This window comes from Mesorhizobium sp. WSM1386, assembly GCF_055901595.1.
Genome location: NZ_CM148373.1, coordinates 4,060,636 through 4,080,283 on the forward strand (window position 1 = coordinate 4,060,636; position 19,648 = coordinate 4,080,283).

Here is a 19,648-nt window from a genome sequence, read left to right on the forward strand (position 1 = left end):
ACGGCTTTGAGATATGCTGTATTCATGAACGATGACGAAGCGGTTCCAGGGTTGAGGCCACATGCGAATTCCTCCCCCGGGCGGCGGCTGCAATCGCTGGGATTCTTTCTGGCCGGAGTTGGAGCGGTTTTCCTGCTTTTTGTCGCCGCCTATCCGCTCGGTTTGATCAGTGCCTATCCGGCGCCTCCCGCTGCGGCAATCAAAGGTCCGCTCGGGTTCGAGCGGAAGATTGAACACCTCGCCGCTCTCTCCCGCAGGGCGGATGAGCCGATGCAAGCCTATCTCGGGCGCCTGACAAGGACCGTGGCGGGCGGAATGGTGCACCATTGGACGGAAGGCGATATCTGGACGGCATCCGATGCCCGCTATACACGGATCAGCATCTTCGACAACTACCTGCTCTGGATGCAGAGTTTTCTTCCCCAATATGGAGAAAACCTTCAGAACTATGAATTCGTGACGCCGCAGAAGGCGATCGATCGCGGCTATGGCTTCTGCTCCCAAGTCTCGAAAATTGTCTATTCCATTCTTGCCGATCAAGCGATCGAAGCAACGATATACAGCGTGCCCCACCACACTGTCGTCGAATCGAATGGCAACATTCTCGATTCGGATTACGGCGTCTTCGTCCCCTATTCTCTCGCGTCGATCGAGCAGAATCCGTCAATAATCGATTCCTATTATGCGGGTTTCGAGCCGATGCTTCCTGTGCTGCGCGACGCTTATGGCCAATCCTGGCAACCGCTCGGAACCGCTGAAGGCTTTCGTGAGGTGCGTGCATATGAGGCGAAGTTCGAAAATTTGAAGTGGTTTCCGCCGCTGATGTTGTTGGCCATGGGGATGCTGTTCGCTGCTGGTGGCGCGCTCCTCAATCGCCGTGAAAAAGTCGCCCGGTTCACAAAACGAGCGATCGCGACGGCCCGTGGATACGATCTTTTTTCGATATAGTTCGCTCGTGATAACCAGTCCAATTCCGGTCGCTAAGGACGTGCCATGCGCTTGCGTGCGGCATGTGTCTGTGGCAAGCGAAGGCCAAGCGATATGCTCGGCGGCGGGCTGATGGCGCTGCGAGAAGAAGTTCCCATGGATGACGTCCAGGAAGAGGGGTACGTTATTGTACCCTCTGTAGCGATCGCCCGAAAGCGTCGCCGCGGCGTTCTTTTTGTCATCGGGACACTCGATCTCGGTGGGACGGAGAGCCAACTCGTGTTGCTCGCCAAGGGACTGAAGCAGCGCGGCTGGAGGGTCGAGGTCTTTGCGCTTTCCGGGGGTGGCGTGCTGGCTGAGGCCCTGAGTCGGGCCGGCATCCGGGTATTCAGTGGCCTTAATCGGCGGAACCCGACGCCCGCGTCGCTATCATCAGTCGAGATGGACGCCAAAAAGCGCGTCGCTCCGAAGAAGCGGCCAACCTTGAAGTCGATAACGGTTCTCGCGGCGGCTGCCGTGTGGCTCACTGGGCGCGTTGCCCTGACACGGCCAAGCGTGGTTCATGCCTTTCTGCCGCTAACCAACTTCATCGGCGCGGTGACCGGTAGGATCGCGTCTGCGCCGCTCATCATCACCTCGCGACGCGGCTTGGGCAACCATCAGGATCGTTGGCCCCGGCTGAAACGGATGGATCGGATCGCCAACTGGCTTTCCCATGTCGTGATCGCCAATTCCCATGCGGTCGCGGCCGACATGGCGGCTCGCGACGACTACGACATCGACCGCATCCGCGTTATCCCGAACGGGCTGGATCTGCGCCGCTTCGATGATATCGGCCATCGCCGGGAGGAGACGCGGCGCCGATTCGGCCTCGATCCGGAAGAGATCGGCATCGTCATAGTCGCCAATCTGATCCCCTATAAGGGGCATCGCGATTTGATCGAGGGCTTCGCTCTTGCATGCCAGGAGCGGTCGAATCTGAAACTGTTCGTAGTCGGCCAGGACCGGGGCATCGGACCGGCTCTGGCGGAGCAGGCCCAGCGGCTCGGCGTTGGATCGAAGGTGCATGCCTTGGGCGCGCAGAACGATATCCCCGGTCTGCTTGCCGGCATGGATGTCGGGGTGATCGCTTCTCACGAAGAGGGCTTTTGCAACGCCTTGATGGAGAAGCTGGCTGCCGGTCTTCCGGTCGTCGCCACCAATGTCGGTGGCAATCCGGAGGCGATCTCCGGCCTGCCCGGATGTGAGTTGGTGGAGCCCCGGGCTCCTGTCGATCTGGCGCGTGGATTGCTTGCCGTTGTCGGCCGGTTGCCGGAGCCGGCAACTGACCGCGAATTCCGGCAGCGGAGGATGCGGCTGCGCTACTCGATCGGGACTATGGTCGACGCTTATGAACGCCTCTACCTCGCGGGCAGATGAATGAGCGGGAACGCTGACGCCCTTGCTAGTCCCTCGAAGGCGACGACTCCGCCGCGGTCGTTCTTCGTGAAGCCTGCCGCAGGGCTCTGCGCGTTTGTGGTCGTCGTCTACCAATCCTGGTTCATGCCGTTCTTTCTGCCATTCTTCATGGGCAGGGACGACCTCGCAAGATCTGTCATCTACGCGATCTACGGCGGCGTCCTCATCGCTGCAATCGCCATTCTTGCTACGCGCCGGGACGTGAGCGCCAGGATCCTGCCGCTTGCGATCGCCGCCGCAATTGCGGTTGCCGCGACGGCGCTGCATTCCATCGGGATCGTTGCCAAGAGCTATCTGGTCACCCTCTTTCTCGGCGGCGCCGCGATCGTTCTCATGCTTGCCTCGGCACCTCTGGTCGCGTTGCGACTGTCGGCGTCGGTCACGGCTCTTAACGCCGTGATTTGCCTCCTTGACCTGTTTTTTGCCGACGGCTTTACCAGTACCCCCGGCCGGGCCGCGGGTCTGGCGATCAACCCGAACGTCGCCGCAGCGGGGCTGCTGCTCGGCGCCGCGGCGAGCCACCGCGCCGTATCGAAAACATGGCGCGCGAGTTTCCTCATTCTTGTCGGTACAGCACTGTTGGTCACTCTCTCGCGCTCGACCATTCTCGCAGCCGTCGCCACGGTCGCGGTGCCGATTGCCGTCCGCATCTGGCCGCGATACCGCGATGGCCGGCGTTTCCAACTTGACCCGAAGGGCAGGGCGCGTGCTTGTGCCGTCGGTCTTGTGCTACTCGGGACGATCGGCGCCGCCCTAACCGTGAACGCTTATTTCCGCGCCGCCATCGATGGGTCGGTTACCGGAATAGTGTCCCTGGCCGATGCACTTGATGCGGCGGGGAGGGCCGTCGACGCATCGGTTGATCAGGCGCCTGCCATTGCTACGCCGCCATCAGTCCCAGCGCCCCCCCCATCGTCGGGAGCACCAACTTCCGCGCTTTCGTCGCCCACGCCCAAAACCAGCCCCAGAGTTACAGCCGCGCCCTCTCCATTGTCCTCCGCACCGGCCGCTGCGGTCCCGCCGACGTCGCCCAAAGCCAGCCCGACCGGCAATGTCGCCAAGATCGAGGCACTCGGTGAGCGCCTGACAGGCGAAGGCGGCAGAAATTCGATCTCGGCCCGGGCTCTCTTTCTCGAGCGTGGCCTGCTCGCCTATCGAGAGGGCGGGTTCTTTGGCCGCGGGCTTGAGGAGGCCCAGCCGCTTGCCCCCCACAACACCTTCGTCCTGTTCGCCATCGCCTTTGGCCATTTCGGCTGGCTGATCCCGCTCGGGGTCGTCGCCTTCACCTTCTGGTTCGTGCGGGATGCGAGCGATCTTCCTTTGGGTGTCGCACTGGTCGGCGTCATGCTGACATCGCATGACCTTCTGCTCACGCCGAGCCTTTTCCTGCCTGCAGCTCTCGGTGTCGGCGGCATGATTGCCGGGCGGATGGCGCCTGTGGACAACGATGGAACAGCTGGGAGCTTTGCGTTCGGAACGGTGAGTGGCGTTGCGTTCTTCGTCGCCGGCTGTATCGCGATCCTGTTGCTGACGCCGCCATTCGCTGTGAAACGCCTGCAGGCCGACACCATCTACGCTGCCAGGGGTGGATACGAGACCCTTCTTGCGCCGCCGCAATTTCCCGGCCTGTTCCGGTTCAGCGACCTTGCCCCCGGGCTGTCTTCTTCAGCAGCTTCCTATATGCGCGAGGACACGGCATCGCTCCAACGGGTCGAATGGTCTCCACAGGCAAGGCCGGCGGTCCGGCCCAGCGAATACACGTTCCGCCGGCGCGGCACGTTGCTGTTCGCTGCCTCGGATGGCAGCGACCCCCGCCAGAATGGACGCGACTACGAAGTCGGTATCCCGCTCTCAATCAATCCGCTCTGTTATCTTCTCCTGTGTATGACGGTAGCGTGGTCTCTCGCGATGCTGGCTTCGCTGCGCCGGTCCCGTCGACTTGATCGCCGGTAGGGTCCGCTGGCGCCCTGTGCCTATTCGTCTATCGCGATGCCACCGGCAGATCGCTCCGAAGTCGGTAGATGATCATCGGCACGATGAGCCTTGCCCCGAATATCGAGAGATGATGTTCATCCACGTAGAGGCTATGTCCGGCTTCGTCGGTCGCCTGGCACGCTGTTGACGAGCAGATCGTTGCGATGGGATCAACCAGTTCGAAGCCGGGATGCGCTGGTGCGAAAATTGCAAACGCCGCCTCGAAGGCGACATGCTCGGCGCGCGATAGAACAGGGCAAGGCAGGGAAAAATAGGCCGGTCTTGTATTGCATATCAGATTGGTGTTGGGAGCATGCCCTACCAGAATGACCGGGCCGTGAAACTCGGCATAGAGCTTCGCGATATCTCCGAGCATGGTCGGAAACAACCTTGCAACGTCTGGCATGTCGACAGGCGTGACGTCGGCCTTGCTCTCAAGCATGTTGCGATATCCGGGCCAGCGCTGCGCCTGGACGATGGCCACGATGCCGCCGGCCGTTAGCCAACGCGCGGCCTGGTCGTTCGCTTTCCGGCAGTGCTGTGTGACGGCGCCGGTTGTCCGGGTCTGGAGATCCGCACCGAAATAGCAGTTGCCAGCCTGCGCCAGCAGGAAATGGAACTCCTTACCCCCAAGCTCCTCGAGAGCACGCGTGTAGTGGTCGACATGGGAGTCGCCAACCACCAGGATCTTGTTTGGGCTGCTAAGATTTCCGAACTCACAGAAATCCTCGCACCCCAGCGAGCCGCTGATTGCCTTCAACGCTGTGCTATCAGCCAGTTCGGTTCCCGCAACCGATAACTGAAGTCGCCAGGACATTCCGCCCGACATCGCGTAGCTGACCACCGAGAATGTGACCACACCTATCAAGACAAGTCTTGAAAGTCCGGCTAGGCCACGGCGGCTGCGATAAGGCTGTTCGATGAAATGAAACATCAAGATGGCCAGGGCGAAGGACAGCAGCTCGACGACAATGGCTTCTGCCGGCAGCAGTGGCCGAAGGAGGCCATATTCGCAGAACACGATCAGCGGCCAATGGACGAGGTAGAGCGAGTAACTGATGCGTCCGACATAAGAGACAGGACCGTTGCGCAAGATAAGGCCTGTCCATCGCGAACGGTCAGCATGCAGCACCATCGCGGCGCCGATTGCAGGCGGAAGGACGTTCCAGGCGGGATTGCCCGAACCACTTCCGAGAACGAAGATGGCACTCAAGATGAGTGTCAGCCCGAGCAGGGCGAGCAACTCGTGGACAATGATGGACCGCGGCCCCGGAAGCCATACCAGCGCAGCGCCGCAAGCGAACTCGAACACGCGAAAAGGCGTGTTGTAGAAGACGGTGGCACGTCCGTCGGCGATCCACTCGGCGGCCCCCGTTCGAGAAAGCAGCCAAACCGATCCGTCCTGGAATTCAAAAATGAGACAGTAGCTAAAAATGGCAATGGCCATGATCGGCCAAACCATTCGCCGTGGGAATAGGGCCAGCAAAACTGAAAGCAGCAATGGCCAAACGAGGTAGAACTGCCACTCCACGCCCAGCGACCACGTATGAAGGAGCGGCTTCATCCGCGCGGCGAGATCAAAATAACCGGACTCGCGCCAGAAAAAGATGTTGGATACGCCTAAAACCGCTGCTGCCAGAGATTTCCCGAAGGTCTCAAGATGCTGAGGCGTAAACAACAGAAACGCAGCGACGCATGAAAGCGACAGCGTCGTGAAGAAAGCCGGCAAGAGGCGGCGCGCCCGACGCGAATAGAACTGCGCCAGACTGAAACGCCCTGCGTCGATTTCGGTCGCCACAATGCGGGTGATCAAAAAACCACTAATTACGAAAAACACATCGACGCCGACAAAGCCGCCGGAGAAACCTGAAATTCTCAAATGAAAAAATACTACCGCCAGAACGGCGACAGCTCTAAGCCCGTCTATGTCTGTGCGATGACGGTCAATTGCGGCAGAAGCCGTAGATGACAGGGAGCCGGCCTGCCCTCCATCGGGCAGCGCGTTGCTGCTTTCGCGGCAGGCCGCTCCAGTCGCCGTCGAAGGTAGAGCTTCGCCGCATCGCATCTCACTCAATTGCTTTTGCCGGCTGTTGGAGAGGGCGCGGCATTCGCAGCCGATATCCGGGTCTGCTCCTGGTCCGGCAAGGCCGAATAGAGACCCATCATTCGAGCAATGGCATCGTCGGTCTCGGGCCTCAGGTTTCTGCGTATATGCGAGCCATCGCGGTAGATGAACTCGCCATTGATGTAGGTCGGGCAATGTCTGTCCAGACACATGCCTTTGACCGGATTGATAAAGACCACGGCATTATCCTGAACGAGCGATCCGAGCGCGGTCACCATCGGCGACCAGGTACGGAAGACTTGCTCGCTGTTCATCTCGGTCGAACAACGCCTAAGCATACCGCTTTCGCGCATCGCCGCGCACGAAGTCAGGTCAATGCCTGGACCGGGCACTTGGCCAATGATTGCGATGCGTCGATCCGGGTTGCTGATTTCCTCGACAAGGCTGCGCAGGCCATCACGCAACAACAGGACTTTATCCGTCCGCTGTCCATCATCAGCAACGACATCGGTGGTGGCAAGACTTGTCCAGGCGGAGGACAACACCACGAGGTCGATGTCTGTCCGCTGTCTCAGCATGCCGACCGCAGCCTTTCGTGACAATGAGCAACTTTCCCGATAGCCGGGGAAATCGGGAAAGTCGCGGTGGACACCCTCCCCGAAGGCGGCGGGGCAGGGGCGATAAAGAAAGAAAGCCGTATTTTCTCCTTTGCCTGCGCTGTCGAATAGCGGGGCGAGATGTTCGGCATGGCTGTCGCCCCACAGCACAGCGTGCCGCGCCGCTTTTTCCCAAGGCGCACCGAACGCGCAAAAGGTGCTGCCCAGCTCAGGAATGCTGACCATTTGCGGGCATGACCAATCCCACATCACATCAAGGCTGCGCATTGCCTCGGCTTCCTTCGAAATCCTGCTGCTGAACCCGCCGGCTTCGAAGATCGCATTGGCGCTCAGGCAAACCATCGCCAGGGCGGTGGTACCAGCGATAAGTGCCCTCGACGGCGGAGCCCGCAAGCGGCGAACGGGTTCCTCGACGAACCGCCAGGATAGATACGCCGCCAACCAGGCCATCGCTATAAGCACGGACGATTCGACCGCTGACGGCAATGCGGTGCCGGCGTAGTGACGGAAGAAGACTAGCATCGGCCAATGCCAGAGGTAGAGACTATAGGAAATTTTGCCCGTCGATCGCAAAGGCGGGCGCGCAAGCAGCGCCGAGATGCTTGACTGCGACCGCGGCCAAACGAGCAGGACAGCGCCGATCACCGGAACGAGCGCGCCACGGCCCGGAAACGGCTGGCTCGGCGATAGCCAGAGGGTGCTGGCGGCTACCAGGCCAAGGCCGATCAGCCCGAACGCTTCGGACGTATGCCGGCGGCCGATCGGCGGTGCAAAGACGAGTAGGCCGCCGAGGGCCAATTCCCAGGCTCGGCTGAAGGGAACATAGAATGCCTGTTTCGGATCGACCGCTATCAGATGGTGGGAGATCGAGAAGCTGGCTAGCGCGACGATGCAGATCGGCACAACAACCAGTAGGTGGCGGCCGCGTGCCAGCCGGTTGGCAATCAGAAGCAGCACCGGCCATATGAGATAGAACTGCTCTTCGACGCCGAGCGACCAGAGATGGAGCAGCGGCAGAAATGTCGACTCGCGGTCGAAATAGCCTGTGTTCCAGAGAAAGTAGTAATTACCCAGCCCGAACGTGGAATACGCCGCGCTACGTCCTAGAGCGGCATAATCCCCCGGGAGCAACAGAAACCACCCTGCGACGAGTGAGAGGCTGATCATTACCAGCATCGCCGGCAGTATTCGGCGCATCCGCCTGCCGTAGAATTCGACAAGGGATGGTCCACCGCCTTCCGCCACCAGAAGGCGCGTTATCAAGTAACCAGAAATGACAAAGAAGATATCGACGCCGACGAACCCGCCCGGGAAACCGGGCACCTCAAAATGGAAAAGAATGACGGCGATCACTGCGATTGCGCGCAATCCGTCGATATCTGGCCGATAGTCGGGTTTCAAAGCGCCTCCTGCAGTGCCCCCCCAAGTTTCATAGCCTGGTTGCGCCACATGAGTCGATGACGGGACATCCGCAGTGGCGGCACTCGCGGTTCGATTTACAAGCCGCATTGCGAGAAACGTGGGGATACCCTCACAATTTGTTTTACGCTGGAGCGACGAAAACCTACACATTGGTAGGCATGTGTCAGAATCAGTTCTGCTCTCGTGAGCCACGGCATCGGACTACTGGCAACATTTCGGATGGGTACTCGTTCATTGGCGATATCAAGATGGCGAAAACTCGATCGCCTTGGTGAAAAAACGGGATTGTTTGCCCTGTCCATGATTGTATAGAAAGACTGTCCCGTGCGTTGCGAGGCCACGGGTCGTTCTGGAGGGTGGCAACTGTGGACAACCATAGCGCGGACATGGTTGAATTCGGCCCGCGAACTCACCTACTGGTTACCGGGGGCGCAGGCTTCGTTGGGTCGGCACTGGTCGATCTGTTGCTAGCGCGCAATTGCAGCGTGACCGTTATCGATGACCTTTCGAACGGCTCGCTTCATAATCTTCCTGCCAGTGATCCCCGCCTAACGATCCGGACCTTCAGGGTTGGTGATCCAGCATACAGTGCGGCGGTTCACGATGAGGTTCGCCAGGCGGACGCCGTGTTCCATCTGGCGAGCCCGATCGGGGTTCAACTGGCCCATAAGGAACGCTTTGCCGTTACCAGTGGCATTCTCGAGTCAGGCTGTGCGATTGTCGAGGCATGCCGACTGCACCGGCGCCCGCTTCTTTATACCTCAAGCTCCGAAGTCTATGGCTCCGGCCGGGACCGGCCAATCACTGAGTCCGATCCCGTGACGACGGATCTCCGGCCGCGGTGGGGCTATGCTGCCGCCAAGGCGGCGGTCGAGCATCTGGTTGCCGGACTGTTTTTCGATTTCGGTATCCCCACCTGGATCGTCAGGCCATTCAACATGGCTGGTCCACGGCAGCGACCGGTGACCGGCTTGGTCTTGCCGGTTTTTGTCAACGCAGCCTTGCGAGGCGAGCCGCTCGTTGTTCACGACGACGGCGAACAGAGGCGGGCATTTCTTCACGTTGCCGACGCCGCCGAAGGGTTACTCCTGATCATCCAATGTCGATCCTTGCGGGGACGACCAGTCAATCTGGGCGGCAGCGAGGCGGTGCAGATCGGCAATCTTGCAAAGATGGTGGTTGAGGCCGCCAAGTCCGGCGCCCCGATCGTCACGAAGCCTTCCACCGCGGTGTATGGCGAGAGGTTTGCCGTAACGTATGATCGCGTACCGGACACCAGTCTTTTGACTACCATGACAGGGTGGCGCCCGCTGCGAAGCACAAAGCAGACAATCACCGACAGCATCGAGCACATGCGCACCCAACGAGTGATGGCTTGACGCTTGGCCCATTTGTACCATTCATCGGGGCCCTGCTCTTAGCGGTTGTTGGTGTGTGGCTGTTTGCGCGTCTGGCGACCCGCATCGGAGCGGTCTCAAAGGTCAAGAGCGATCGATGGCACACATCGGGGGAGATCCCTCGACTGGCAGGCCCCGCCATGCTGATCGCGATATCTCCGTGGCTTCCGGTAGAGCATATTCTTCTGCTGGCTGTTTTCTGTTTGATCGGCGCGCTGGATGACGTCCGATCCCTTTCCGCCGGTGCCAAGGCAGCGGCATTGGCCGCTGCGGCTGTATCAGCTGGGATCATCACAGGCGTGTGGTGGGTTCCGATCGTCATTTGGATAGCTTGCAACGCGGTCAACATGCTCGATCATGCCGATGGTCTTGCCGCGAGCGCGGTCGCGGCTGCCTTCCTGGGGCTGGGCGGCGATATCGGGATGGCCGGTGCGGGCGCGTGTGTCGGGTTTCTTTGCTTCAACTATCCGCCCGCCCGCGTTTTTATGGGCGATAGCGGCAGTCTTCTCCTCGGCGCAGCAATCGTGCTTCTTGCTTCGAAAAGAGGTTTTGACGCCTCGCTAGCGTGGATTGCCGTCCCGCTGATTGATGCCATATTCGTAACCTCTCGCCGCTTGCTACAGGGGCGGAGGCCTTGGATGGGCGGCACGGACCACCTTGGTCACACCTTGCTTCGGATTGGTGTGAATCGTCAGATTTTACCGGCTGTTTACGCCGCGGGGGCACTGACGATAGGGCTGATTTTTTCCGCCTAGTCTAGGCTACCCATAATATAAGCCACTCGTAGCGCGAGTGTTGCGAATCCTCGCGCGACAGGATGGTGATATAGCGGTCCTTCCTATCCAGCTTCTGGCCACGTTGCCGCTTGCTCGCAATAGTGTCCGCCTTCTGGAGTGCGCCCCGGCACGTGGCCGGTGGGTCGTTTTGCTCGAAACCAGAGCGCCCGAGGTGGGACGCTCCAGAATCTTGTCTGTACTAGGCCTTGGGCTTGCGCTTGGCAGGAACTTTTTTAGCAGAGACCGGCTGCGGTTTGCGTCCTAGCCCCGCCGCCTTCGCAAGCGTTGATCTTTGAGCCGCGTAGTTCGGCGCAACCATCGGGTAATCCGGCTTCAATCCCCATTTCTCGCGATATTCGTCCGGAGCGAGTCGGTAGTGTACCGAGAGATGGCGCTTTAGCGATTTGAATTTCTTCCCGTCTTCGAGGCAGATGATGTAGTCCGGCGCTACCGACCGTTTTGGATTGATGGCTGGCTCCTGTTTAGGCAGCTCGGCCACATTCGGCTGGCCAAGACCTGTCAGTGACGAATGAATCGCCGCGATCAGATCTGGCAACCCAGCAACGGGTAGTGGATTTTGGCTTACATAGGCAGAGACAATGTCTGCAGTTAGCTCCACGAGATCGGCCGTCTGGGCTTCGTTTTGATCGCTCAAGTATCAGCTCCTACGATAGGGATAAAGCTCGCCCCACGCGTCTGTCCTATACCGAAATTGTGACCGATGCCGAGAGAAATTCCACCATCGGATAATATTTAGATGGTTACCGAGACCCAGGCCACAGAGCGCGTCCAATTCGCCTGGGGTTCTTGGAAGCTTTTCGAACTTTTTGCGTCGCGCCTCAGCCCGAATTGCGAGTGCTTATGGGACAAATTGTGACTTAGAGTCGGGAAAAATTTCAAGAGGCATGGACTTTCTGGCGCGTGTGCCCCCTCCTTAGTCGTGCACGTAGCACGAGCCCGATAGTTCTGCTGAACGTGAGCTATGCGCCTCCATTCTGCTTGAACGGGATGCCGACCGCCCAGGCGAGACCGCGCTCGGTGAGCGCCTGCCGGAAGGGCGCGCTCTTCACCTCCGCCGTCATCGACATGCCCGGCGTCAGCGTTACATCCTCATCCTCGACGCGTGTCGATGTCTCGTCGAGCGCAATTCGCATCGTGAACACGAGCGGGCCGGCGGCATCATGCGCGGTCTCCTGCTTGGCCCCTGACGCCTGCTGCGGCGCGCCGGCCGGGATCGCGTCATTCGATACCGTCAATATCTTGCCGTTGAGCGTGCCGTAGCGCGTGAATGGGAAAGCCTCGAGCTTGATCCGAACTTCCTGCCCCTCACGGACAAACCCCTTGTCGCGGTTGAGCAGCATCGCCTCGATTCTCGAGCTTCGTGCCGGCGGGCACCACCACCATCAGCTTCTGGTCGGTTTTGGTCGGGGCTCGGCGCGTCAGCCGTAGCTGTTGAACCTTTGGGAGGGACGTAGCGCTAGGCACTGATAGAGCCAAGATCTGGATGCGCTTCACGATTCGTCACCTCAACAGGCGCGGCGATTGTCCTTTTTTATGGAAAGCGCCCACCTTGCGCATTAGACTTAACGGCCATGCTGGAGCCGCTGGGATCAAACTTATGGATTGTGGATGGCGGAATCGTCTCGTTCAAAGGATTCGATTATCCGACGCGCATGGCCGTCGTGCGTCTTGCCGATGGGGGGCTGTGGTTGTGGTCGCCAGTCGAAAGGACGGCTGCGATTGAGGCTGAGATTCGAGCGCTGGGGCCTGTTCGACATATGCCCCAACAAGCTGCACTACCTGTTTCTAGGCGAGTGGCAGGCTGCCTTTCCGGGAGCGAACCTGTGGGCGACGGCGGCGACAATCGCCAAGTGCAGCGAACTTCGCTTTTCCGGAGTACTGGCCGACCATCCGCCCGCCGAATGGGACGGGCAAGTCGACCAATTCTATTCACCAATTCGCCTTTCATGGACGAACTGATCTTCTTTCACCGCGCGTCGCGCACCGCTATCATCGCCGACCTCTCGCAGACCTTTAGCGAGACGTTCTTGAAACGTCATTGGCCTTGGTGGATGCGGCCAATCGCGAAACTTTCGAAAATGATCGAAGGGTGGGGTTATCCGCCGATCGACTATCGGATCAGTTTCCGCAACCGCGCAACCGCGCGCCCAAAGATTCGTGAGTTGATCGGAAAGCATCCCGAGCACGTCGTCGTTGCGCACGGTGAGGTTGTCAGGACGGGTGGCGAAGCATTTTTGCGGCGTGCGTTTTCATGGTTGCTCCAGCAGTCGCAACGTCGGCAATTGGACGATCGCCGAATGATAGCTTTTCGCTGACCTTCCAAAATACGAGACGGCGTCTACCGGCCCCATTTCGGACCTTCACTAGAAGGAAGTTCTTGGCGACTCGCAACGACAGCGTCGACATCACAAAGCCAGTGGTCAATCTCGATCGTCGTCCTTAGGTTCCCCAGTCAGTGACGAGCTGGGCCGTCATCTCTGCCTTCATCCCCCAACCGACGACACTGCCTGGCTCAACCGCAGCCCCAGCGCAGGATGATCATCTCCGGCAGCGACAGCGCGATCGCGGATCTGACGACGAACGAGACGAGGGGAGAATTTTCTATCGCGCTTGAAGACATGGCCTGCGCCTGGGCAACGGCGCTTAGCGACGGGAAGCGCCCGGCGTCCTGGTCCGTCTACGACCGGCTGCAGTCTCGAAGTATGGCCGGCATCGTTGTGCCAAGTTTCGCGCCGAGCGCCGAGATGGAGGATCGTAACCTGGTACTTTGGGACTGGGGTCCGGATCTGCCGCACAAGGTAGCTGTATTCGACCCGAGCGGCCGGTTGCCGAAGGACCAGCTATCCTTGCGGTAACGCACTCTCGCTCGTGCCGACGGCAGGAGAGGTTCTTTTCGCCCTAGCTAGAGGCCTGATGGTTTGGCAACAATCACGTCTGCGCCTCGCTAATCTAATCTCGGATAGCTCAGAGCGTCCTCCCGGAATGAAAGCAGTCAGGCGGGTAGGGGGCTAAGGCGCCGCGGATGAGCGCGGTAGCAGACCCCTCAGCGATGGCTGCAACGGCGGCAACGACCACAATAAAGGGGTTCTGAGCCACAGCCTTCGGCCGCTGCGTCGAGCCGCACCGCTATTACGAAGTGCGCAATAACTCCCGTAAGCGGAGTGGCAGTTGCGGCGAGGCATGCACTTCCGTGCAGCTCTGTTCCCATCGCCGGAGGTATTCCGCGATCGGGATACCCGTGCGGCCGGGCCAGCGGTTGAGTGCACCCAGCGCCTCGACGCAGTCGGCCGCGCGGTCGTATTCGGCGAGGATGGTCATGGACATCGACTGGGCGAATGGATTGAGCCCGGGCATTTCGATCTCGCTGCGATGGTCGGCAAACCACGCTGCGGCGTCGCGGACAAGCCCCTGGCTGTCGGCAAGCGCGGTATAGCCCCGGATGATGTTCTCGCGATACTCGGCAATGGCATCGCCGAAAGCGTTGTCGCCGGCGAAGGGCGGGTTCTTCTTCCAGTCCTTGGCCAGGCGCGCCAGGCCACGCAGCGAAAAAGCCTCGACCATCGCCTCCTCGAGCCATTGGCAGGGTGGTTCCGGCTTGGCATCGGCCTGCCAGCTATTGGCTGCGACATGGCCGAGCTCATGTCCAAACTGGTAGGCAAGCTTCGACCAGTCGCGCTCGCCGATGTCCACGATAATCCACGCCATGGTGCTGCCGTCCGGATGCAGCCAAACGGACGGTGGGCCGGACGTATGCTCGTCGACCCGAAGCCGCGTCGGCTGGCGATCGGAGACCAGGCGGACACCACCCAGGCAGGCGTACCGCATGCGCTCGACGACTTGCTCGGCTGCGCGCGGCAGCATGTGGCCCCAATCGCCGGCGAGCTCGATGGCGGCCGACAGGAGGCTCGTTGGGGGACCGATCTGGGGAGATGATCGCGGCGTGGCTAGACTCCTCTGCGAGCTACTTTGCGGCATAGCCAGCGTCGAAACCAAACCAACAGTCGCGCTGACTACCACCAATTCGGCAAATTCCCGCCTTCTCATCAACCGAATCCAGCCGAGGACTGACCTAGGTGGGAAAGGCTGAAACCACTATGGCAGCATTGGCCGCTTCCGGACCGACACCTAGTTAAAGCCAAAATTTCGTCGCCATATGATGAGCTGTGGAATATTCACTGCTCTTTTCGATGGATAGTGTCGTCCAGTAGTTGTCGTAAGCCTCTCGATCGATATCTTTTGACGAAAACCGGTCAAGAATCTCGGCATATGCACGGTCAAGCGTTTGGCTCGCCGGGTCGAGATTCGTGATGGAAACGAGCCCTGTCGGCGGGCAGCCGAACATGGTTATGGACAAATCGGGACGATAACTCCGAAGCACGGGAATGACTTTCCACACATCTCCTGTCCACCATTGTGCAAAGCGCGATTTGGCCAGCAGAGGGTCCGAGGGGTCTCTAACGGTCATAAAAAACCCCGGGGGAAGACAGTCATGGAGAAGGATGATCGAATTTTTGCGGCAATGCTTTTCTGTGTTCATGAAATCACGAAGCAGAAATTCGAAAAGATGCATCCCGTCGAGGAACGCAAGATCGATCGGCGCGCCGAATAATTGAGAGGTGTTGTGAGAGGCGAAAAAGTCGTCGCTAGATTGCTGAAATAGCATACAACTTGGTTTCCTACCCACCACGTCGCCATCGATTCTGAAATAGGGGTCGACTGCCACGCTAGCGGCGTTTGCCAGTCTAAGTGTGTCGCCGTTAAGAGTGCCAATCTCGAAGTAGGTCTTTGGTTTTAGGCTTAGATGGAGAGTGTTGATAAACGCGGAATAACTCTCACCGCAAATAACAGCGGAGTGATCCGCGTCATCGGACGTACTTATATCCTCGTTATTCAACCTAATCTCTTTCTACCCGGTAATTGTCAGCGCTGAAATCTTAGCCAGGTACCCTACCTGCAAACCCCTGGACCGACAAGGCTAGGCGCTGGCTGAGCAGACACACAGCTGGACGTTCTCGGCGGCATACGGTCAGCCCGCTTCCAGAACGTTCAAACCCCCAACCAAAAATCGCGCATTTGGTCTCTGGATAATTGCATCATATGCGGCTTACTGTCGAGGGCGGTCGAAGGCTTGGACACTCATCGTTCCAGCACAGCTTACCAAGCCAACCGCACCGGCTTGGGAACTCAAAACATTGCGCTTGGAGCCAGCACCAAAATGCACAGCCTAGCCATCCTATCGCCGCGGCTCTTCACCGCGCATGGGACAGCCCTCCACATTGAGCCAGGTTCCCGCGAACTTCGTCATGACAAGCGCGGGGACGGGCATGGTTGCGCCAGGGTCGTCCTCGAAGGCAGACACGGTCGAATTGTTGTGTATGACGGTCCGAACGCGTTCGACCCAATAGCCTGCCAAACAACCCACTGTCGCGCAATCGACCGCACTGGAAGCCAGCCGATAGACCCAACCATGTTTGAGATCGTGCGACTCGACAATGGCTGGGTTGCTCTCAAGTCGGGCGACGCCTATTTGACGGCTCTGCCTGACGGGCATGTCACTCTGACGCAAACAACCTGCAGCAGCTGGGAATCGTTCATTCTCGCCGATCCAGTTCCCCCGCAAGAATACAATTATGATACCTTAGCTGCTTCGGGTCATACTCTCAGCATTAGCTGTATTGAAACCAGAGGCAGAAAATACATTGATCGAGCCGCAAGGGCTGTTGAACGGACTGCGGCGCTTCTTCGAACTGATATTGTATATTGGTTCAGCAACTCGTCGTTCCCATTCTCAATTCCTGGAACAGAAATCAGGCACATTCGAGTTGCCGTATTCGCCGATTTTATCGAGGACATTAATAACATATGCCTACGACTAATGCCCAATCTCGTAGAAACTGACTTCAATCTTATCGTACAAGATCACGCCTTTGCAGTTAACCCGCAGGCTTGGGATCCCCTTTTTCTGAACTACGATTACATCGGCGCTCCGTTCTGTGGACTATGGAGCGGGGGGCCTTATTGGTGTGGACCAATCATTGGGAATGGCGGCTTTTCGTTGCGGAGCAGGAAACTTTACGACGCCCTTCTCAAGGAGCAACTTACTTGGAATATAGAGGATTGGATACCTTACGAAGACAGGCTACGACTCTTTGCATATTATGTGACAAACCAGAAGGGGCAAAAATGCCTTGGCGAGGACATAGTAATTTCGATTGCAGCCAGAAAGTTATTGGAAACTCGCTACGGAGTAAGATTTTGTCCACCGGAATTGGCCGGAAAGTTTAGCTTGTTTGAAGATCATCCGTTCACGAATTATTGGTTAGGCAGGAGTTTTGGGTTTCACGGCGAACAAGTTGCCGAGAAGTATGGCATAGTACTATGAAACCCGGCAGCAAGTCATGCTCTCTTGGTATCATCGTCCGTCGCGCTGTGAGTTGGTCTAGGCCGACCTTGCTCCCTCGATCAATTCGATCCAATCACCAATTGCGTATTGCCAATCGAAACTCCTAGCGGCCTGTTGTATGGCACGACACTTGTCGACGTAGGCGGTCGGGTTCTCTTTATAGTACCGTAAGGTGGCAGAGGTGAAGGCTCGGAATTTTTCAGCCTCGATTGGGGCAAGAATCCCGCCCCCCTGGTACGCCTTTATCGGGAAGTGACCCACCGGCGTGCCTATCACGAGCCTTCCGGCAGCAGCCCCCTCCATGACCGACAACGGACCGGATTCATTCACGGAGCTTGACACCACAGCATCGACACTTCGATAGAAGTTCGGCATATCGTGAAATGAAATCTGATTTGCAGTCGAACCTGCCACCTTGAATGCCAAGCCGGCCTCACGCGCCGCCGCCTCTGCGAGGTCGCCACGTTTCCACTCGACGCCGAAAGTCCTTACAGACATCGATGTGGCGTAGCCAACTGTCGCCAACCTTTCCGGCAAGGCGCTGAAAAAAGTCTCATAGTCAATTCCGAGCGATGCTACCTGTGGCGCTCGAGGTATACCGAGCATAATCGATGCCGAATATACCGATTCACCGACGACCCCATAACCGGCAAAGCTGTCGAAAACGCCCGGCCCCTTCTGTTCGATGAGCATACGGATATCGAACTCATGGTGCGATATCGCGATTATCTTATCGAAGGGAATTCGATATCGGTCGACCAAAGTCGATACGCCATCGAGCGCAGTTAGGTACAAATCGTAATAATCTCGAACGCTATCGAAGTAGGTACCGTTATCCTGCTGCCAATCGATTATATCAACGACAAAGCCCCTGTCATTAAGCTGGCATGCGACATCATAATAGACCCTGCCGTGTGACCATTTGGTATATCCGTATATCAACAGCTTGGCGCAGTTTGGCCGCCTGTTCGACATTGCTCTTAGAACAGGATGAACAATGTGGTTTTGGATTCTGGACTTATCGTATTCATTCTCCGCAGTACGCCACGCGCCTTTCAGTCCAGAACTGACTTCGGTGCACCAATTTTCTGAAGCGATGAACAACTCCCAGGTACTGCAAACAGGTGCCCTGAGCATCATCTGTCCGTCTGGTATAGCCGACAGAAAAAGCCCACCGGATTTTAGCGTCAGCAGACCACGTTCGAGTGGGATCAGCTCGAGCGTTGTTGAACCAGATGGTCGGTTCTCGTGTTGCGACTGGGAGGCGGATAGACAGATATCAAGATAACAATCGATGGGTTCTGACGAGCCGCTAGCAGCATGAACCAAGCGCCCCGGCCGAAAGTGTCGTGGCATATTTTCGTCTGGTTCGAACAGCAAGTTGGCCGGGCTGCTCTCTGTCGGACCATGGCGTAGTTGGCCTGATGCCGTATCGACAAAAAGCACGGTGCCGAACGCCGTGAACAATTGGGCAGGTTTGAGCAAATCATCGTTCATGCGCCAGCCCGTAATTCTTCCTTCCGCCGAATGAAGAAATCGAGGTTGTCCTTGAGCCGCTGGTTCCGCGTATCCAGTTCAAGCGCTGCTCGTCCCCACTCCACCGCCCGGTCCATGGCATTGAGGCGCCACGACGCGATCGCACCGAGATCATACAATCGAAAGCCCCAGCAGTTCGCGTCGTCCAGATAGCTTCCGGTGCGGTGCGTCTTCTCGATCCCATTGGTGGCCGCCCAGAACAGGTTCAACCAGTCCGCCCTGCCGTGGAATTCCTCGGCCAGGTCGAGCCAGATCTCGCGACGGTGCGGCGCTTCCATCCTGGCCTTGTCCAGCCAGGTCAATCTCTCCTGCGGCTGCATGCGGGCGATGTAACGCATCGCCTCGGATCGTTCTTCCGCCCATTTGCTTGTCGGCAATGCAAGGTAGCGCTCAAGCAACGGAACGGCTCGCTCATGTTGATTGGCCCACATCAAGTCCCGTCCGAGCCAGAAGCAGATCTGAGAATCGCCGGGGTCTTCCCTGTGCGCCACCTCCATTAGCGGCAGGTAGCTGCTCCTCGTCGGCTTGGCGAGATCCTGTACCTCAACCATGACGATGTCGCTGCTGCTCGCGGCGACTTCCGTTTCTCCACTGAAAACCAGAGCTTCGTGGACCGGCCGTCTGAAGCGATATCGCCAGCGATGGTGAAAGTTTTTCGCAGGCCAGCTTCGCAGCGGTGCCGGATCATCGACGCTCGATCTGTACACAGTCTGACAATAAAGGGCGGTCGTCTCGGGGGCCCAGACAGCCTCGAGCTTTGGCCGCCAGCCGGGCTCGAGGAACCGGTCCATGTCCATCGTGCAGCACACATCGACGTCGGGCGGGATCAGCGCCATCGCGGCGTTGCGGGCGTCGTCGAAACGCCATGGGCGAACCGCTATTCTATACACGGTAACGCCTGCCGCAGTCAGCCGCTCCACCGTGTCGTCGGTGCTGCCAGTGTCGGCCACAATTCTATAGTCGGCATCGACGGCCGAATTGGCCCAGCGCTCCGCGTTTGCGGCTTCGTTCAAGGCGATGGTGTAGACGGCTATTTTCACTCGAGGCCTTCC

16 protein-coding genes and 1 pseudogene are annotated in these 19,648 nt (G+C 58.5%); 9 read left to right on the top strand and 8 right to left on the bottom strand.

Annotated features, from left to right (window positions below; genetic code table 11):
• Positions 1-24 precede the first annotated feature (24 nt).
• The 3 genes from AC0NIH_RS19860 (at position 25) to AC0NIH_RS19870 (ending at position 4,338) form a co-directional block, all read left to right on the top strand.
• Positions 25-948: a hypothetical protein gene (locus tag AC0NIH_RS19860; RefSeq protein WP_473460277.1), complete on the top strand. Its 924-nt coding sequence runs from the start codon at positions 25-27 to the stop codon at positions 946-948.
• Positions 949-1,083: 135 nt separating this feature from the next.
• On the top strand, positions 1,084-2,346 hold the full coding sequence (locus AC0NIH_RS19865; protein ID WP_474025024.1) for a glycosyltransferase: 1,263 nt from the start codon (positions 1,084-1,086) through the stop codon (positions 2,344-2,346).
• A gap of 66 nt (positions 2,347-2,412) precedes the next feature.
• Positions 2,413-4,338: a hypothetical protein gene (locus AC0NIH_RS19870; RefSeq protein WP_473460273.1), complete on the top strand. Its 1,926-nt coding sequence runs from the start codon at positions 2,413-2,415 to the stop codon at positions 4,336-4,338.
• A 28-nt stretch (positions 4,339-4,366) separates the two neighbouring features.
• Here AC0NIH_RS19870 and AC0NIH_RS19875 read toward each other — a convergent pair whose 3' ends face one another.
• Together AC0NIH_RS19875 and AC0NIH_RS19880 are read right to left on the bottom strand one after the other, a co-directional pair.
• Positions 4,367-6,424, bottom strand: a complete 2,058-nt coding sequence (locus tag AC0NIH_RS19875; protein WP_473460682.1) for an acyltransferase family protein — start codon at positions 6,422-6,424, stop codon at positions 4,367-4,369.
• Positions 6,425-6,429: 5 nt separating this feature from the next.
• Positions 6,430-8,442 carry an acyltransferase family protein gene (locus AC0NIH_RS19880; protein ID WP_287273611.1) on the bottom strand — a complete coding sequence of 671 codons (2,013 nt, stop codon included), beginning with the start codon at positions 8,440-8,442 and terminating at the stop codon, positions 6,430-6,432.
• 386 nt (positions 8,443-8,828) lie between these two features.
• On the opposite strand from AC0NIH_RS19880, the gene AC0NIH_RS19885 reads away from it, so the two are divergent.
• Positions 8,829-9,842 carry an NAD-dependent epimerase/dehydratase family protein gene (locus tag AC0NIH_RS19885; protein ID WP_287273609.1) on the top strand — a complete coding sequence of 338 codons (1,014 nt, stop codon included), beginning with the start codon at positions 8,829-8,831 and terminating at the stop codon, positions 9,840-9,842.
• Between the two features lie 158 nt (positions 9,843-10,000).
• Complete coding sequence (locus tag AC0NIH_RS19890) at positions 10,001-10,615, top strand: MraY family glycosyltransferase (RefSeq protein WP_245264190.1); 615 nt, start codon at positions 10,001-10,003, stop codon at positions 10,613-10,615.
• A 220-nt stretch (positions 10,616-10,835) separates the two neighbouring features.
• Here AC0NIH_RS19890 and AC0NIH_RS19895 read toward each other — a convergent pair whose 3' ends face one another.
• Positions 10,836-11,291, bottom strand: a complete 456-nt coding sequence (locus AC0NIH_RS19895; RefSeq protein WP_224687576.1) for a Ros/MucR family transcriptional regulator — start codon at positions 11,289-11,291, stop codon at positions 10,836-10,838.
• Positions 11,292-11,760: 469 nt separating this feature from the next.
• Positions 11,761-11,997, bottom strand: a pseudogene (locus AC0NIH_RS19900) (beta-barrel domain-containing protein); the annotation flags it as partial.
• A 379-nt stretch (positions 11,998-12,376) separates the two neighbouring features.
• Here AC0NIH_RS19900 and AC0NIH_RS19905 point away from each other — a divergent pair.
• From AC0NIH_RS19905 to AC0NIH_RS19915, 3 genes are all read left to right on the top strand, one after another.
• The gene (locus tag AC0NIH_RS19905; RefSeq protein WP_473460270.1) at positions 12,377-12,616 is read left to right on the top strand and encodes a hypothetical protein; all 240 of its coding nucleotides are present in this window, start codon (positions 12,377-12,379) and stop codon (positions 12,614-12,616) included.
• Positions 12,604-12,972: a hypothetical protein gene (locus AC0NIH_RS19910; protein ID WP_224687573.1), complete on the top strand. Its 369-nt coding sequence runs from the start codon at positions 12,604-12,606 to the stop codon at positions 12,970-12,972. Before AC0NIH_RS19905 ends, AC0NIH_RS19910 begins: the two co-directional genes overlap by 13 nt.
• Positions 12,973-13,164: 192 nt before the next feature.
• Positions 13,165-13,512, top strand: coding sequence for an RES domain-containing protein (locus AC0NIH_RS19915; RefSeq protein WP_224687653.1), 348 nt, complete (start codon positions 13,165-13,167; stop codon positions 13,510-13,512).
• 274 nt (positions 13,513-13,786) lie between these two features.
• Here AC0NIH_RS19915 and AC0NIH_RS19920 read toward each other — a convergent pair whose 3' ends face one another.
• Positions 13,787-14,701 (bottom strand): hypothetical protein, encoded by a 915-nt coding sequence (locus tag AC0NIH_RS19920; RefSeq protein ID WP_473460267.1) that lies wholly within the window; start codon positions 14,699-14,701, stop codon positions 13,787-13,789.
• A gap of 85 nt (positions 14,702-14,786) precedes the next feature.
• Positions 14,787-15,551, bottom strand: a complete 765-nt coding sequence (locus AC0NIH_RS19925) for a class I SAM-dependent methyltransferase (RefSeq protein ID WP_473460265.1) — start codon at positions 15,549-15,551, stop codon at positions 14,787-14,789.
• Positions 15,552-16,124: 573 nt separating this feature from the next.
• Between AC0NIH_RS19925 and AC0NIH_RS19930 the strand changes: the two genes are divergently transcribed.
• A complete protein-coding gene (locus AC0NIH_RS19930) occupies positions 16,125-17,039 on the top strand; it encodes a DUF5672 family protein (RefSeq protein ID WP_224687570.1) in 915 nt (304 codons plus the stop codon).
• Positions 17,040-17,096: 57 nt separating this feature from the next.
• Here the strand turns inward: AC0NIH_RS19930 and AC0NIH_RS19935 are convergent, their stop codons facing one another.
• A complete protein-coding gene (locus AC0NIH_RS19935; protein WP_473460263.1) occupies positions 17,097-18,557 on the bottom strand; it encodes a glycosyltransferase in 1,461 nt (486 codons plus the stop codon).
• Positions 18,554-19,636 (bottom strand): glycosyltransferase, encoded by a 1,083-nt coding sequence (locus AC0NIH_RS19940; RefSeq protein ID WP_473460261.1) that lies wholly within the window; start codon positions 19,634-19,636, stop codon positions 18,554-18,556. Before AC0NIH_RS19940 ends, AC0NIH_RS19935 begins: the two co-directional genes overlap by 4 nt.
• Positions 19,637-19,648: the final 12 nt, after the last annotated feature.

Coding starts and splice junctions, on each gene's coding strand:
- AC0NIH_RS19860 (WP_473460277.1), top strand. CDS start 25: ATGAACGATGACGAAGCGGTTCCAGGGTTGAGGCCACATGCGAATTCC.
- AC0NIH_RS19875 (WP_473460682.1), bottom strand. CDS start 6,424: ATGCGATGCGGCGAAGCTCTACCTTCGACGGCGACTGGAGCGGCCTGC.
- AC0NIH_RS19920 (WP_473460267.1), bottom strand. CDS start 14,701: ATGAGAAGGCGGGAATTTGCCGAATTGGTGGTAGTCAGCGCGACTGTT.
- AC0NIH_RS19910 (WP_224687573.1), top strand. CDS start 12,604: ATGGACGAACTGATCTTCTTTCACCGCGCGTCGCGCACCGCTATCATC.
- AC0NIH_RS19930 (WP_224687570.1), top strand. CDS start 16,125: ATGTTTGAGATCGTGCGACTCGACAATGGCTGGGTTGCTCTCAAGTCG.
- AC0NIH_RS19935 (WP_473460263.1), bottom strand. CDS start 18,557: ATGAACGATGATTTGCTCAAACCTGCCCAATTGTTCACGGCGTTCGGC.
- AC0NIH_RS19865 (WP_474025024.1), top strand. CDS start 1,084: ATGGATGACGTCCAGGAAGAGGGGTACGTTATTGTACCCTCTGTAGCG.
- AC0NIH_RS19890 (WP_245264190.1), top strand. CDS start 10,001: ATGCTGATCGCGATATCTCCGTGGCTTCCGGTAGAGCATATTCTTCTG.